16 protein-coding genes are annotated in these 14346 nt (G+C 42.6%); 7 read left to right on the top strand and 9 right to left on the bottom strand.

What is annotated here, in order from left to right:
* Positions 1–12: 12 nt before the first annotated feature.
* Together nadC and nadB are read right to left on the bottom strand one after the other, a co-directional pair.
* Positions 13–852, bottom strand: a complete 840-nt coding sequence (gene nadC, locus N1I80_RS08280; RefSeq protein WP_340737413.1) for a carboxylating nicotinate-nucleotide diphosphorylase — start codon at positions 850–852, stop codon at positions 13–15.
* Positions 821–2404, bottom strand: a complete 1584-nt coding sequence (gene nadB, locus N1I80_RS08275; RefSeq protein WP_340737412.1) for an L-aspartate oxidase — start codon at positions 2402–2404, stop codon at positions 821–823. Before nadB ends, nadC begins: the two co-directional genes overlap by 32 nt.
* A 98-nt stretch (positions 2405–2502) precedes the next feature.
* Here nadB and N1I80_RS08270 point away from each other — a divergent pair, with 98 nt between their 5' ends.
* Together N1I80_RS08270 and N1I80_RS08265 are read left to right on the top strand one after the other, a co-directional pair.
* Complete coding sequence (locus N1I80_RS08270) at positions 2503–3645, top strand: IscS subfamily cysteine desulfurase (RefSeq protein ID WP_340737411.1); 1143 nt, start codon at positions 2503–2505, stop codon at positions 3643–3645.
* A gap of 13 nt (positions 3646–3658) precedes the next feature.
* Positions 3659–4204, top strand: coding sequence for a transcription repressor NadR (locus tag N1I80_RS08265; RefSeq protein ID WP_340739999.1), 546 nt, complete (start codon positions 3659–3661; stop codon positions 4202–4204).
* Between the two features lie 83 nt (positions 4205–4287).
* On the opposite strand, the gene N1I80_RS08260 is transcribed toward N1I80_RS08265, so the two are convergent.
* Both N1I80_RS08260 and N1I80_RS08255 read right to left on the bottom strand, forming a co-directional pair.
* The gene (locus N1I80_RS08260; protein ID WP_340737410.1) at positions 4288–4977 is read right to left on the bottom strand and encodes an LrgB family protein; all 690 of its coding nucleotides are present in this window, start codon (positions 4975–4977) and stop codon (positions 4288–4290) included.
* Complete coding sequence (locus tag N1I80_RS08255) at positions 4968–5351, bottom strand: CidA/LrgA family holin-like protein (RefSeq protein WP_340737409.1); 384 nt, start codon at positions 5349–5351, stop codon at positions 4968–4970. The genes N1I80_RS08260 and N1I80_RS08255 overlap by 10 nt, the downstream gene beginning before the upstream one ends.
* Positions 5352–5680: 329 nt before the next feature.
* Between N1I80_RS08255 and N1I80_RS08250 the strand changes: the two genes are divergently transcribed.
* A complete protein-coding gene (locus tag N1I80_RS08250; protein ID WP_340737408.1) occupies positions 5681–6052 on the top strand; it encodes a DUF2500 domain-containing protein in 372 nt (123 codons plus the stop codon).
* 198 nt (positions 6053–6250) lie between these two features.
* Positions 6251–6751 carry a hypothetical protein gene (locus tag N1I80_RS08245; protein ID WP_340737407.1) on the top strand — a complete coding sequence of 167 codons (501 nt, stop codon included), beginning with the start codon at positions 6251–6253 and terminating at the stop codon, positions 6749–6751.
* A 51-nt stretch (positions 6752–6802) separates the two neighbouring features.
* Here the strand turns inward: N1I80_RS08245 and N1I80_RS08240 are convergent, their stop codons facing one another.
* Positions 6803–7435, bottom strand: coding sequence for an HD domain-containing protein (locus N1I80_RS08240; RefSeq protein ID WP_340737406.1), 633 nt, complete (start codon positions 7433–7435; stop codon positions 6803–6805).
* 147 nt (positions 7436–7582) lie between these two features.
* Between N1I80_RS08240 and N1I80_RS08235 the strand changes: the two genes are divergently transcribed.
* On the top strand, positions 7583–7792 hold the full coding sequence (locus N1I80_RS08235; RefSeq protein ID WP_318617431.1) for a cold-shock protein: 210 nt from the start codon (positions 7583–7585) through the stop codon (positions 7790–7792).
* Positions 7793–8000: 208 nt separating this feature from the next.
* Here the strand turns inward: N1I80_RS08235 and N1I80_RS08230 are convergent, their stop codons facing one another.
* Positions 8001–8183: a zinc-finger domain-containing protein gene (locus N1I80_RS08230; RefSeq protein ID WP_340737405.1), complete on the bottom strand. Its 183-nt coding sequence runs from the start codon at positions 8181–8183 to the stop codon at positions 8001–8003.
* A 92-nt stretch (positions 8184–8275) separates the two neighbouring features.
* On the opposite strand from N1I80_RS08230, the gene N1I80_RS08225 reads away from it, so the two are divergent.
* Complete coding sequence (locus N1I80_RS08225) at positions 8276–8665, top strand: ribonuclease HI family protein (protein ID WP_340737404.1); 390 nt, start codon at positions 8276–8278, stop codon at positions 8663–8665.
* A 27-nt stretch (positions 8666–8692) separates the two neighbouring features.
* On the opposite strand, the gene N1I80_RS08220 is transcribed toward N1I80_RS08225, so the two are convergent.
* Genes N1I80_RS08220 through N1I80_RS08210 form a run of 3 tightly spaced genes read right to left on the bottom strand, consistent with a single transcriptional unit; the run spans position 8693 to position 13721 of the window.
* Positions 8693–9283: a metallophosphoesterase family protein gene (locus N1I80_RS08220; protein ID WP_340737403.1), complete on the bottom strand. Its 591-nt coding sequence runs from the start codon at positions 9281–9283 to the stop codon at positions 8693–8695.
* A gap of 13 nt (positions 9284–9296) precedes the next feature.
* Positions 9297–10118: a sulfurtransferase gene (locus N1I80_RS08215; RefSeq protein WP_340737402.1), complete on the bottom strand. Its 822-nt coding sequence runs from the start codon at positions 10116–10118 to the stop codon at positions 9297–9299.
* Entirely contained in the window at positions 10119–13721 is a 3603-nt protein-coding gene (locus N1I80_RS08210; protein WP_340737401.1) for a dynamin family protein, read from the bottom strand. It abuts the gene before it with no gap.
* 159 nt (positions 13722–13880) lie between these two features.
* Between N1I80_RS08210 and N1I80_RS08205 the strand changes: the two genes are divergently transcribed.
* Positions 13881–14336, top strand: coding sequence for a chemotaxis protein CheX (locus tag N1I80_RS08205; RefSeq protein WP_340737400.1), 456 nt, complete (start codon positions 13881–13883; stop codon positions 14334–14336).
* Positions 14337–14346: the final 10 nt, after the last annotated feature.

Raw genomic sequence — 14346 nt, 5'->3', positions numbered from 1 at the left:
CGATTCCTCCAATTATTCATTTATTGTAACGATTGCACTAATATCCAGCGCCTTGACAGAGTGTGTTAAATATCCGAGTGATATATAATCCACACCCGATTCCGCATAAGCACGGATCGTATCTTGAGTAATCATGCCAGATGCTTCAGTAATGATTGTGTCCGGTACGATTTTCTTCCACTCTACAATAATGTCAGGCGTACAATTATCAAACATAATAATATCCACTTTCGCTGCAATGGCTTCCTGCAATTGTTGAAACGACTCAATTTCCACTTCAATTTTCACGGTATGCCCGAGTGCCTCCTTAACCGTTTCAACTGCTTTCGTTAATGAACCAGCAAATGCTAAATGATTATCCTTTAACATCACAGCGTCAAACAAGCCATTACGATGATTGAATCCGCCGCCCATACGAACCCCATATTTGTCCAACATCCGCAAGCCTGGCATTGTTTTGCGAGTGTCACATATTTTCGTTCCCGTTCCCTCAATGATGTCCACAACCCGACGTGTCTCTGTCGCAATCGCGCTCATCCGTTGAATTAAGTTCAAAATGACACGCTCACCTTTCAACAAGCTTTGCACCGAACCCTTTGCCGTCGCAATGACACTTCCTTTTTCAACCGGACTACCATCCTCTACGAAACAATTTACAATAGTCTGCCGATCAACAATGAGCATTCCTTCTTCAATCACTTTTTTCCCACAAAAGATGCCGCTCTTTTTGGCAAGTATCGTCAGTTCTCCAACGACTGTTTCTGGAAATAATAATTCACTGGAGAGATCACCATCCCCAATATCCTCTAGATAAAACTGTTCAAGCATAGATCTCAACTTGATGGTATTCATGATGTTGCTCCCTCATTTCGATTCCTTTTTTCGCTTGGACAATATGGATATGCCCCCACCGTTGATTCTCCTCAGGAAAGTCCTTCCGGTTATGCGCTCCCCTACTTTCCGTTCTGAGCTGTGCAGCAGTTGTGATTAGTTTTGCAGTTTGTAGCATAAATAAGCGCTGTATCGCTTCGATTTCCCATTCATCCAATGAAATGGTTTCCTCATCATATTGCTCCAGCCACTTTGCTAGTTGTTCAAGTTCCGAACCCGTCCGGATAATGCCCGCATAAGCCATCATTTTTTCCCGTAGCTCTTGTTTTTCAGGCAGTGAAGGCATTGTCTTCAATGACGCTTTCGTAAATAAATCCACCCGACTTTCTATTTCATGCGCAACGAAACGTTTGTTTAAATGAATGGCTAATTGCTGCCCATAATACAGTCCCTCCAATAAGGAGTTACTAGCCAATCGATTGGCGCCATGAACGCCTGTCGATGCGGTTTCACCGATGGCATATAAGCCTTCTATCGAGGTTTGACCAACAGCATCCACGACAATTCCCCCCATTAAGAAATGACAGCCCGGACCAACAGGAATTCTTCGTTCTTCCAGTGACACGCCGTTTGCATGGCATAAAGCAGTGATAGTCGGGAATTTATTTTCAAAATGGTCAATCATCGAAATGTCCAAATAGACATCCTTGCCAACCATGCGCTGTTCGAAGAGTTCCTTCGCCACAATATGACGGGGGGCCAGGTCTTCTAAGGGGTGCTTGCCAGCCATCACCGGCGTACCACATGCACCCACTAGCCTGCCACCTTCTCCTCTAACAGCTTCGGAAACTAAGCCAACCGTTTTGCCATTGACATACAATAACGTCGGATGGAATTGTATGAATTCCATATCGACCAGCTCCGCACCCGCTCTATAAGCTAGCGCAATGCCATCCCCTGTCACGGAAGGATCATTCGATGTATATGAAAATAATCCACCCACTCCACCCATCGCGAGAACAACATGATCGGCAAAATAGATTTCATTGTCACCGTTCTCGTTCTTCGCTTTCACACCCACACATTTTTTTGAAAGAGGGTGCATCATTAATTCATAAACAAAACGATTTTCTATCACTTCAATATTTCTTTTCAGTGAAGCTAGTAAATGGTCCATGACATGTTTACCCGTTGCATCACCGCCACAGTGAACAATCCGTTTTCGACTATGCGCACCTTCCATACCTAAAGCAATTTGCCCTGTGCCATCTTGATCAAAACTAAGACCACTCGCCGTCAACTGCTCAATGAGTTCCGGCCCTTTTTCAACAAGACGATGCACTTGTTGATGGTTATGAAAATGACAACCTGCTGTAATAGTATCTTCATAATGACTTGCTGCTTTGTCACCATCTCCAACTGCCGCAGCAATTCCTCCTTGTGCACGGTAGGAATTACTCGCTTGTTTCACGGATTTTGTCAGAACAAGCACACGGCATTGATGACTTAGATGATGGGCTAGCTGCATGGCGGCAATTCCACTGCCGACAATGATGCAATTGTACGTTTTCATGTTGTCCTCTCCAATTCACTAGGTGTCTTGACATCTATCTTTACACAAAAGACAAACTATGACAAGATGAAGTTATTAAGAAGTTGGAGGAATGACCTATGCATTATTTCGATTATGCGGCAACGACGCCACTACACCCGAAGGCGGCGCATGTTTATAGCAAGCTCGCGCAAGCATGCTATGGAAATACGAGTAGTTTACATGAGGTGGGAGCCGAGGCACAAAACATGCTGGCGTTATGTCGAGAGGAGCTTGCGGCAATGCTTGGTGTTCATGCAGCTGGCCTGTACTTCACTGGCGGAGGCACGGAAAGCAACCTGCTCTCTATCATTTCACTGGCAAAGGCGAATCGACATCAAGGGAATCATATTATCACCACTGCTGGGGAGCATCCTTCCATCGATTCTGCGTTGGCCTATTTACAAGAAGACGGATTTACAATAACGACGATTCCATTTACTAAGGAGGGTTTTGTGGATCTCCAGCTATTCGAAAAAGCATTAACAAGCGACACTATTCTTGTGAGCATACAGCATATCAATCCAGAAATAGGCACGATACAACCGCTTGAAAAAATTGCCGCAATCGTAAAAGAACGTTCTATTTTGCTTCATAGTGATTGTATACAATCATTTGGTAAAATTGATCTAAAACCAATTGCACAACTTGTCGATAGCTTAACGATTTCCAGCCATAAAGTGTATGGTCCAAAAGGTGTTGGTGTCGCCTATATCCATCCACGCCATCGACTTGTCCCTGTTTTCCCAGGACTCGTCCACGAAGCAGGTTTCAGAGGAGGCACTGTCAACGTGCCTGGCATTGCCGCATTTATCACAGCAGCTAGTCATCTAAACAATCTTGAGCATGTTTATCAAACATTCCGTCAAGCATTTCTCGATAAAATTATGGCCTATCCTCATTTATTCACAATTTATCAAACGAGTGATAACCTACAACAACTTTCTCAGATTATTGGTCTTGCTGTAAAAAATGTCGAAGGGCAGCTCATCATGCTAGAATTGAATCGGCTCGGTTTTGCCATTTCAACGGGGAGTGCCTGCCAAGTAGGACAGCAGCACGCCTCTAAAGCGATGATGGCTTTGCAAATAGACCCACAGCAGGCAAAGGAATTTATCCGAATTTCATTCGGAAATCGTACAACAATAGCTAACGTGGAAGCATTAGCAGATTGCCTAATTGACATCGCTTTGAAAATTCGACAACCACTTATGATAAACTAGTAATGCTGGAGGGATAAAAATGAGCGAAAATGAAAAAATGCCTGGTAGCGAACGCCGTCAAGTCCTTGTTGACACGTTACAGGCAGCTACCAAACCGATGACGGGGAAAGAGTTAGGGGAATTGACGAATGTCAGTCGACAAGTGATTGTTGGCGATATTACATTGCTTAAAGCAAAAAACGAACCGATTATCGCAACAAGCCAAGGCTACATCTATATGCACGCACAACGAACACCTAGGAAAATTGAAAAAGTAATCGTCTGTCAGCATCAGCCTGAACAAACCGAAGAGGAACTGAATATTCTCGTCGATAACGGCGTGACTGTCAAAGACGTTAAAATCGAACACCCTGTTTATGGGGATTTAAGTGCTTCCATCATGGTCTCTAATCGAAACGAAGTGCAAGAATTCATCAAGAGAATTAGTGAGGCAAAAGCAGTTTACTTATCGAAGCTAGCAGAAGAAGGCATTCACCTTCATACAATACTGGCGGACAATGAAGAACAGATAAAAAATGCGGAAGACGCATTGCGAAAAACGGGTATCTTAGTCGAATGACAGATACCCAATTTGAATCAGTAAGGAACTTGGACTCCCTACTGATTCAAATTGAGCCTCCGGCGGATGTCACAAATTTTATCTTAATAAAATATCCAAACCATAACTGGACCTAAAACTGAGCCAATGATCGCACAAAGTGTCATCGCGACCGAACTCATCGAGGCTTCCCGCTCACCAAGTTCAATGGCTTTCGACGTACCGAGCGCATGTGCCGCAGCACCTAACCCAATGCCACGCCCCATAGCAGTGTCCATTCGAGTCCATTTGAACAACAGCGGACCGAAAATCACCCCTGAAAAACCCGCAATCATAACAAATACAGCTGCCAATGAAGAAATACCACCAATTGCCGCCGTAATTTGAATGGCGATAGGCGTTGTAATGGATTTCGGCAATAATGATAAAATAATATCTTGTGAGAAACCAAATAACTTGGCAAACAACATACCGCTTAGCATTCCTGCAAATACGCCCACCAATACCCCTCCGATAATCGGGAGCACATTCCTTTTAAGGACATCCTGCTGTTTATATAATGGAATCGCCAAAGCAACAATCGCAGGACCTAGCAAGACATCCAGCCACTTGCCTCCAATCATATATGTTGTATAAGGGACCTTGAACAACAATAGGATGACAATCATAGTCACCGTTGATGTTAAGATGGGAATTAAAAAAGACCGGCGATATTTTACATAAAAGAAATTCATCACAACATAAACCGCGATGGTCAGGACGAAAAAAAGGACGGTAAGCATCATTATTCGCATGGCACTTTCCCCTTCCTTTCAGCCGATTTCCGGGCAATGAATTGACTCGTATAACCCGAAATCCACATCGTCAAAAATGTACTAATCATTGTAATCGGGATTAATAAAAAACCTTTCCCTGTGAAGATATATCCATAATCCATCCCCCCGACTGTCGCGGGTAACAGGAAAAGTGGGATAAAAGATAAAAGAAAATAAGACCCTTTTTCAATCCATTGCAGTCGAATTATTTTCAATGACAGCGCTGCCCATAACAACAACAGCCCAATAATACTACCTGGTAGGGGTATATGAAAAAAGTTGCGAAGCCAGCCCCCCACTAGCACCAATCCATATAATAATAGAACTTGTAAAACAATTTTTATATATTTCATGGACTCCCTCCTCTCGAAATATAAAGATGAATCGCATGACTATTTATATTAGTATAGAGAAGTAATTTGCAAATATCAAAGGTGTCTTTTATAGTCGTATAGAAAGTTTTGAAACTATTTATCACTCAAAAACGTATAAAAAATATTCTAATCAATCGCGCCTCGGCGTGATTGTGTCCAGATTTTGATTTTGAATTGAGCTTGCTCAATTCAAAATCTGGGACATCCGCCGGAGGCTTAACAGGGAGGAATTGGACTTCATTCCTCCCCATTCGGCAGGGGTTGGCCCCCTGCTGAATGAAGTTAAAATACAAAAGGAGTGATTATCAATGGGACCAGATCCATTCGGCGATTTCATGTTTTCGTTCGGTCCAATCTTCATGGTCATCTTTGTTATTATTTTTATCGGTATTATTTTAGTCGCAATCATAAGCGGTATTGGTGAGTGGAATAAAAACAACAACTCGCCAAAGCTAACTGTACCTGCGGAAGTGATTACCAAACGATCAAAGACATCTGGCGGATCAGGTGATTCATCAGCTAGCACACGGTATTACACAACCTTTCAAGTTGAAAGCGGCGACCGAATCGAATTCCCAGTATCGGGCTCTGAATACGGTATGCTTGCCGAAGGTGACTTGGGAATGCTAACATTCCAAGGTACACGCTACCATGAATTTAAACGCGTTGTGAATGACTAAACTACAATGAAAACAACAGCCCCACTCCCTATGCTATGCGTAAGGAATGGGGCTACTGGTAAATTTATTCTAGTGAAAAATCCTTTTTTCTGCTTTACAAAACGTACGAACATATGTTATTATTAATCTATATTCAAAGATACTTCATAGCATCAACATAATATAAAGTTCGCAAAATATGATGAAAGGAGACCATTTATGAGTGAAAAAATCTTACTCCAAATTCTAGCAGAAGTGAAGGATTTAAGAACCGATGTGAACGATATAAAAGCTGACATCACTGGTATCAAATCTGAGATTACCAGCATGAAAACTGACATCACTGGTATCAAATCTGAGATTACCAGCATGAAAACTGACATTACTGGCATCAAATCTGAGATTACCAGCATGAAAACTGACATTACTGGCATCAAATCTGAGATTACCGTCATGAAAGCTGACATCACTAGTATGAAAGCGCAACTCGATAAAAATACACAAATCATTAAAGTAATCCGTGATCGTCAGGAAGAAACAGATGCCAAGCTTGAAAACCTAACAATGGATGTCCATCATATGCGTGGTGAATTGACCGCCCTAACCGAAACGGTCGCATCTATCCAAGATGAACTCGCATTCACTACTCATAAAGCATACACAAATGAAAAAGAACTTTTCAATTTACGTAGACATAATTTAGACAGTAAAATCAGCTAAACAACAAGCGCCACAGCGAACTAGTCGTTGTGGCGTTTTTTCAACTACGAACTATTCTAATCCTATCTCCCGCTCTAGCTGTTTCAAAAATCCTACCATATAATCATGCCGCTGCTGCGCTAAGCGCTTGCCTTCTTCCGTCACCATCAACTCTTTCAGCAACAATAACTTTTCATAAAAATGTGTGACTGATGCCGTTTCTCTCCCACGGTAGTCTGCTTCAGACATCTGATCTCGTGCCTTTTCGCTACCATCATATAACTTCCTTCCCCTTGCCCCACCAAATGCAAACGTCCTCGCAATCCCAATCGCCCCAATTGCGTCCAGCCGATCAGCATCGCGAACGATAGCCCCTTCAATAGATGTTAGTTTCTTGGCATTACCGCCGCTGAATGACACACTTTCAATACACGCCAATACTTGCTGTGACAGATTATCCGGTGCACCAATTGTCTGTAGTATATCAATAGCCGTTAACTGCCCCTCTGTTTGATATTTAGCATCATCAACATCATGTAGCAGAACTGCTAGACGAACGATCTCCTCATTTGCCGCCGATTCTTTTTGTAAAATTTCTTCCGCATTTTTCAATACGCGTTCAATATGCGCAAAATCATGACTCGCATCAAACTGATTGTAAACTCCTTCGACAACTTGCTGACATCTCTTCAAAAGTGCTTCCATAAAACCACTCCTTTTTTGATTAATAAAATAGTAAATACCTCATTCAGAAAGTTCAGGCATATCGTTGACGTAAATTGTCGATTCATGTATAGTTAAATCATCCATGTTATAATGGATGGGACATTGAAACGCCGAGGAGGAGTCTACATGTACCAGGGAAAAGTGAAATGGTTCAGCAATGAAAAAGGCTATGGTTTCATCGAAGCGGATGACGGGGAAGATGTGTTCGTCCACTTTACCGGTATTGTATCAGAAGGCTTTAAAACGCTTGATGAAGGGCAATCTGTATCTTTCGAAATTATCGAAGGGAATCGAGGTCCTCAGGCGGCGAATGTCTTAAAATCTGGAGATGAATGATCGAACAAAAAATCCCGCTGACGCAAGTTCCAGCGGGATATTATTTTATTTGCTTCTGTTGAAGCAAATAAAGCCTCCGGCGGATGTCACAAATTTTGAAAGGAGTTAATTGGGGCAGTCTAAGTTCGCGACGTCCTGTCGCAACGACTGTATACCCGCATCCTGCGGGCACAACTCAAAATTTGGACGTAATTACGCCAAGGCGTAATTAATTTTTATTAATCTCCCGCCCCAAAAACTGAAGCTGCTCGCCGATTGTACAAGTTTTAATACAAAATCGGTGCGCTCCTGTCTTCCCTCTCTCTTTAGCGAGTTGTGTTTTTAGAAAACAGCCCTCACAATAGCCAGTTAAAATCTCGTCAATTTCACTCATAATTATTGTTTTGTTCATAGTTGCCTCCCCAAGATAGGATTCCTCTATTCTAATATGTGTGACTTGAAGGCGCAACTACTCATTTGAATACATACATCGAGGTGATACATATGCTTGAACTATACGTGGACGGTGCCAGCGCTGGTAATCCCGGGAAAAGCGGCATCGGGATTTACATCAAAGGTGAAGGCCATCAACTAAAATTTTCCGAACGTATCGAACCGACCAACAATCACTCCGCTGAATTTCAAGCGCTATTACGCGGTCTAGAAGAAGCAGCGAAACTGACGACTGGTATCGTATCTGCTCGTTCAGATTCCCAAATTGTTGTCATGGCTGTTGAAAAAGAGTTTGTCAAAAACGAAGCGCATAAGCCAATCTTAGCTCAGATTCTTACCATCGCCACAACGTTTGACTTCTTTTTCATCAAGTGGATTCCTGACGTAGAAAATCGGGCGGCGGATGCCCTAGCAAGGGAAGCGATCCATAGAAAAGACTGAAGCAACCACAGCTTCAGTCTTTTTGCATTACGCCTTCATAAACGTAACGGTTTGTTCCTCCGACTCATACAACACCCACTCCCGATCATCGACAACTGCTCCTACATTAACAAGAACACGTTCACCTACAACACTGTAGGAAATGCCAAATTCAATTTCTTGGCGAACACCATTGCGTGACAACATGGATTGATGACTATGGCCATAAAAAACAAATGATTGCTCAACACTTTCATGAACTAGCGCCCATGGTTCCCCACCCCACTGCCACTGGTGACCGTGAATTACTTGAGCATTGCCCATTTCAATCATTGCCGGCAATGCTGCTAATTTTTCTCGTAGCGGATCAGCTGTTTCTGTAATCCATAAAATACGATCTTCTTGATTGCCACCGACCGAAGGAAACGTCAATAACTCGGGAAAACCTTTCGGAATGAGCATAACCTCTTCAAGCTTCGTAAATTTTTTATCTGTAATATTCTTTTTACTAATGATACATTCAAACAAATCGCCTGTTCCTACTAGCTCTGCTTCTGGCGCTTTATCGATAATATCGGCAAGCACTTTTTCTAAATCATTTTTGGATGAATGAATATCCCCCAGTACTGCATAAAGCACAGGCATAGCCCCCTCAATCTTTCTCGACTTTGGCATCTTTCTGTGAAATCCAGTCACTATAACTGCCCACATACAGGCGAACATCGGCAAAGCCATTATGCTTGAGCATGGCATATAATGGAGCCGCCGTCACGCCGCTGCCACAATAAACGGTTACTTGCTGTGCTGGATGTATAACTTGAGTTAACTGCGCTTTGACAGCCTCCTCCATATTGTACATACCGTCTTTCTTCAACAGTTCCCAATCGAAGTTTAACGCACCCGGAATCCGCCCGGCAATCGGATCGATAGGTTCCTGTTCACCGCGATAACGCTGTGCCGAGCGAGCATCCACTAGGACACCCGACGTTTCACCGGCAACTGTTTCCTCAACAAACTGACGTGACGCATAGAGTTCTTCATCCCACACTGGAGAAACTGAAGTTGTAACAGGCTCAGATGCTAGGCCATCAACCGGAATACTAGCCTGCTTAATTGCTTCAAACCCTTCAAGCGCAATAACAGCATTTGTGAACCCTGCATATTGCAGCAACCACCATGCGCGGGCCGCAAACGGGCTGCCGCCATCATCGTAAATTACAATAGGGTCATTGATTGACAAACCACTTGCACGGAAAAGAGCCGTCAAAGCATCCTTCTCCGGCATCGGATGACGTCCTGCTGTTCTCGTCATGTCAGACATGTCGCGTTCAAGATCCCAATACACTGCACCTGTTACATGACTATGCATATATTTCCGATGACCTTCCTGCACATCTTGCAAAGAAAAACGTGTATCAATCCATTTCGTTGTCGCAAAGTCCACATCTGTTACCGAAATAAATACGTTCGTCAATCAAACCAGCTCCTCCGCTTGTAGTTTTTTATACACCGCACGCCATTCTGTCAACTGTTCTGTTCCTTGTAAAAGTGTTCGCTCCGAGGCAATCTGTGCCAAACTTTCTTTCAATAAATGCTGTCTAAGTCCTTCTGCCTCACTATCAATCCAGCCATCCGTCCACTTTTCAAGCAGTTCTTTTTCTAGCCCTAAATAAATTGACGCATCCTGCTTAAGCAATTCCTCCAGTTGATTCTTCAATAAATCGCGCTCACCTTTTTCAAAGAACGCTTTTTGATTTTTGAACAATTTATTGACACGGCTATAAACATTTGGATCTGCATAAGGCGCCTCAAATGACAGCATATCCGCATCCTTCGCTTCGTATGGAGAAGGGGCAATCGAACCGTCTTTGTCATGCAAATGACTAGCCTCAATACGTTGGCGTTCATTCAACTGCTTTTTCATGAAGTTTAACATGCGTAAGTTCGTCACTTTCAACTCTTGCGTTAAATCGAAACCAATCATTTGTACCGTTTCAGCAAGTGCAGCTTTCAGTGCACGATCTGCTGAATTGTTGACGAAGATTGATGGGCTATATGCTTCTTTGAAAAAATCGCCATAGCGTAAAAATACGCGCTGTAAAATGTAATAAACCAGCTCACTTAACTCATTGTTCGTTGCTTTTCTTAATACCTCGGCAAAATTGTAGGCAAAGTGTTGACGCACTTCTCCTTCAATCTTATTCAACTCTTCTAGCCTCTCAGCCTTGCGTGTCCTGTTTGCTTCTGTCCGTGAAATCAGTGATGCCAATCGTTCAATTGTTTTCACGGTCTCTTCTTCCAACGCCTGTACTGCGAGTCCCTTTAGGTCATGTTCGAGGAAATCATGGAACTGCTCTTCAAACGGTGACATAAATGGATCCAATCGTTGATTCACTTTCGCTTCTAGTGCCTGCAAGCTTGAAATACCATGAACTCTCGGATTGCGGATGCCGAACTTCTGCAGTTCATCCGCAACGAATGTTTTGACCGCCTCCGCCTCTTCCTCGTTAGCTGCAAGGTCAATCGCATTGACGATGAAAAACATCTTGTCGAGTTCGAAAGCATCTTTCACCCGGCCAAGTTGAACAAGAAACTCCCTGTCCGCCCTAGCAAATGCATGATTATAATACGTCACGAACAAAATCGCATCGGCATTTCGGATATATTCGAATGCAACATCAGTATGACGTGCGTTTATGGAATCCGCTCCTGGGGTATCGACAAGTGTAATGCCTTTTCGCGTCAATTCACAATCATAATAAAAATCGATGGATTCAACGAAACAGCTGCGGTCTTCTTCCGCGACAAATTTAACAAATTCATCCCGCTCAGCTTTGATAATAGTACCTAATTTTTGCTGATAAATCGGATATCCTTTTTTAAAGGCATTGATAAATGCCTTATGGATATGAAGATTTTCATCTGTCAATTCTGTCTGTAGCGCTTCGTCAGCTTTTTGATGAGCCTCATGCAATGATGTAACAGCTACACCAAGCGCCTCGAATGAACGAGTGACGTCCTCTATCATACGTTCTTCCGTTTTCAACAGCACATCTGCCGTTCCGTCTTCTTTTCCGGCCGAAACGGGACGAATGCGGTTAATAGCTGCCGTTGTTGGATTAGGTGAAACCGGCAATACTTTCTCACCGATTAACGCATTGGAAAATGAAGATTTACCAGCACTAAACGCTCCAAATAAGGCGACTGTAAACTCCTGCCCCTCTAAGCGATCAGCTTTTTTGCGTAAATAATCGGCTGTTTCTAGAAAACCTGGAATACTTTCCACTGAATGCGCAACTTGGATGGCTTGTGCAACAACTGAATCCGAGTCAGAAGTAAGTACTGCTAGCTCAGGCTGCTCTACTTTTCCATTCGGTTCCGCTATTTCTTCTAAAATAGTCGTTGCTTGCTCTTCAATGAATTCAATTGTTTGTAGCATCTCACGTGTTTCCCATTGTTGCAGAAGCGTCTCGCAACCCGTGATAACCGACTTCGACGGATTGTCCATACTACTTTCGAGGGTAGCTAATTGGATTTCAACTTCTTCAACTTGCTGAATCGCATGCAGTTTTTCATCCAGACGGTGAACTTTCTGCTCGAGCATACCGGCATTGTCATCACCAGCTGTCGATGCAATGAGCGCCATATCATGCTTCCATTCGTCTGTCATTCGGCGGAATGCAGCGTGGATTGCTGTTTTCATCCGTTCAGAATAATTAAGAACCGTGTCACCTGTAATGACATCCGACACGTTGAACTCTTTTTCAATATCAGCAAACGGCACGGACAAATCGATACCGTCAATCGCTAATGATCGGTCATCCGTCAAAATACCAGCCTCTTTCAGCGACTTTTTCATCAGTGCCTTCAGATGGACTTCAATTTGGGCATGGACAAGCCCACTCATATTATCAGCCAATGCCTGCTTACGACGTTCTCTTTCTTCAGCTGTCTTTTTTGCGCCAAATAGTAAGCCAACTTTAAAGCGAGAGGACAAAGACTCCAAATACAACTTCAATAGTTCACGTGTTTCATAAGGTGTAATGGCGGCACCTTGCATGAGCTTATTACGCTCAATTTCAAATGTAGTGGAAAACTCATCTCCCGATAAAAGTGCTAGCATTTTTTTGGATTCTGTCACCTCTGCTTGTAGCTCAGCTTGTTTTTCCCATTCATCATCCGATACGATGGCAGAGAAAGTATTTTTTCGATCCACGATTTCATCGGCTAAAAATTGGCTGTGCTCATCCTTCAACTTTACGAGTGTTTGCTTGGCATTCTCAACAAATCGCTGTTGCCAGTTTTCCATTGAACCATCCACAATCGCTTTAACAGCACTAAAATCATTATGTGGATGTGTCACGTCTTTCAATGATGTATAAAAGATGCCTTTCGGTATAACACCCCACATCTTAAATGAATCTTCAACGGATTGCTTGAAATCTGCAAATGACAATTCACTATCACGGTGTTTGTCAATCTGATTAATAATTAAATAAACATTATCGTTATAACGCATCAATTCTTTCGTAAAGCGGAAATTCAATTCTGATTGCACATGGTTATAATCCATCGTATAGAACACAAGGTCTGCTAGATGAAGTGCAGACTCTGTTGACAGACGGTGCGCATCATCTGTTGAATCGACACCTGGTGTATCCATCACCGTAATCCCTTCTGGTAAATGAGATTCCGTGTGACCAATTTCAACAAGTGAAACAGCCGCTCCGTCCTTACTGAATGATTTAACAGCAGCTGGGAATCCATGTCCTCCATATTTAACGGCAGTTCCATCTGTTCGATAAATGACCGCATAGTCTGTATCTGTTTTCCGTACTTTTACGATATTGGCACTTGTCGGGATTGGGCTTGAAGGCAATAGGTCATCCCCTGTCAACGCATTAATCATCGAAGATTTACCTGCGGAAAAATGACCTGCAAATCCAATTGTATATTCCTTATCAATTAGTTTTGCCGCAAAAAGTTCTGTTTTCTTAAAACGTTCCTCATCATCATGATTTGTAAAAAGCTGACCGTATGTAGCAGCTTGTTTAATTAATTGAGCTAGTTCTTGCATGTATCACTCGACCCCTTCATCCATTGCTGTTCTTATCATACCATTTTTCCTTGATTGACTATAAAAAAAAATAAATCGAAGAACTTTGTCGAATATTGCATTTTCGATATATTAATATGGTATAATCGGACTACTAATCATAAAAGGTGGGGAATCTAAATGAGTACCTCTAAACATGTGCAAATGATCTTGAATGGTACTATTGCCTCTCTAACAACTGTTATCCCAGTTAAACTAGATGTATTATCTCCTACAATGACTGTACAACCCTTTGAACAAGAAGAGTTGAGCGTACTAATTGGGCTTGTCGGTGGCATAAAAGGCCGTTTAATTCTTGAAACATCTCCGGAAGTTATCGCACTAATTGGCCAAGCAATGTTCGGTATGTCTATCGAAGGTGAGATGATTGAGTCATTCACGGGCGAGCTCGGCAATATGGTCGCTGGAAACTTATGTACGTTACTTGAAAAGGATGGACTTATCCTCGATATTTCCCCTCCAACGGTTATGACAGGAACCATCAAGTTTTTCGGCTTCAAACAAGCGTTCAAATTACCAGTTAGACTCGAAAATGGCTCCATGCTAAATGTATTATTAACAATCGATGCGGCCTAAATAGAAAAAG

It is taken from the genome of Sporosarcina sp. FSL K6-3457 (genome assembly GCF_038007285.1).
Taxonomy (GTDB): domain Bacteria; phylum Bacillota; class Bacilli; order Bacillales_A; family Planococcaceae; genus Sporosarcina.
Note: the sequence above shows the minus strand (reverse complement) of the source record. Positions and strands in the feature narration are given on the sequence as shown.

What these genes read in the sequence shown, in the direction of transcription:
- nadC (WP_340737413.1), bottom strand. Translation starts at nt 852, where the DNA reads ATGAATACCATCAAGTTGAGATCTATGCTTGAACAGTTTTATCTAGAG.
- nadB (WP_340737412.1), bottom strand. Translation starts at nt 2,404, where the DNA reads ATGAAAACGTACAATTGCATCATTGTCGGCAGTGGAATTGCCGCCATG.
- N1I80_RS08270 (WP_340737411.1), top strand. Translation starts at nt 2,503, where the DNA reads ATGCATTATTTCGATTATGCGGCAACGACGCCACTACACCCGAAGGCG.
- N1I80_RS08260 (WP_340737410.1), bottom strand. Translation starts at nt 4,977, where the DNA reads ATGCGAATAATGATGCTTACCGTCCTTTTTTTCGTCCTGACCATCGCG.
- N1I80_RS08255 (WP_340737409.1), bottom strand. Translation starts at nt 5,351, where the DNA reads ATGAAATATATAAAAATTGTTTTACAAGTTCTATTATTATATGGATTG.
- N1I80_RS08250 (WP_340737408.1), top strand. Translation starts at nt 5,681, where the DNA reads ATGGGACCAGATCCATTCGGCGATTTCATGTTTTCGTTCGGTCCAATC.
- N1I80_RS08245 (WP_340737407.1), top strand. Translation starts at nt 6,251, where the DNA reads ATGAGTGAAAAAATCTTACTCCAAATTCTAGCAGAAGTGAAGGATTTA.
- N1I80_RS08240 (WP_340737406.1), bottom strand. Translation starts at nt 7,435, where the DNA reads ATGGAAGCACTTTTGAAGAGATGTCAGCAAGTTGTCGAAGGAGTTTAC.
- N1I80_RS08235 (WP_318617431.1), top strand. Translation starts at nt 7,583, where the DNA reads ATGTACCAGGGAAAAGTGAAATGGTTCAGCAATGAAAAAGGCTATGGT.
- N1I80_RS08230 (WP_340737405.1), bottom strand. Translation starts at nt 8,183, where the DNA reads ATGAACAAAACAATAATTATGAGTGAAATTGACGAGATTTTAACTGGC.
- N1I80_RS08225 (WP_340737404.1), top strand. Translation starts at nt 8,276, where the DNA reads ATGCTTGAACTATACGTGGACGGTGCCAGCGCTGGTAATCCCGGGAAA.
- N1I80_RS08210 (WP_340737401.1), bottom strand. Translation starts at nt 13,721, where the DNA reads ATGCAAGAACTAGCTCAATTAATTAAACAAGCTGCTACATACGGTCAG.
- N1I80_RS08205 (WP_340737400.1), top strand. Translation starts at nt 13,881, where the DNA reads ATGAGTACCTCTAAACATGTGCAAATGATCTTGAATGGTACTATTGCC.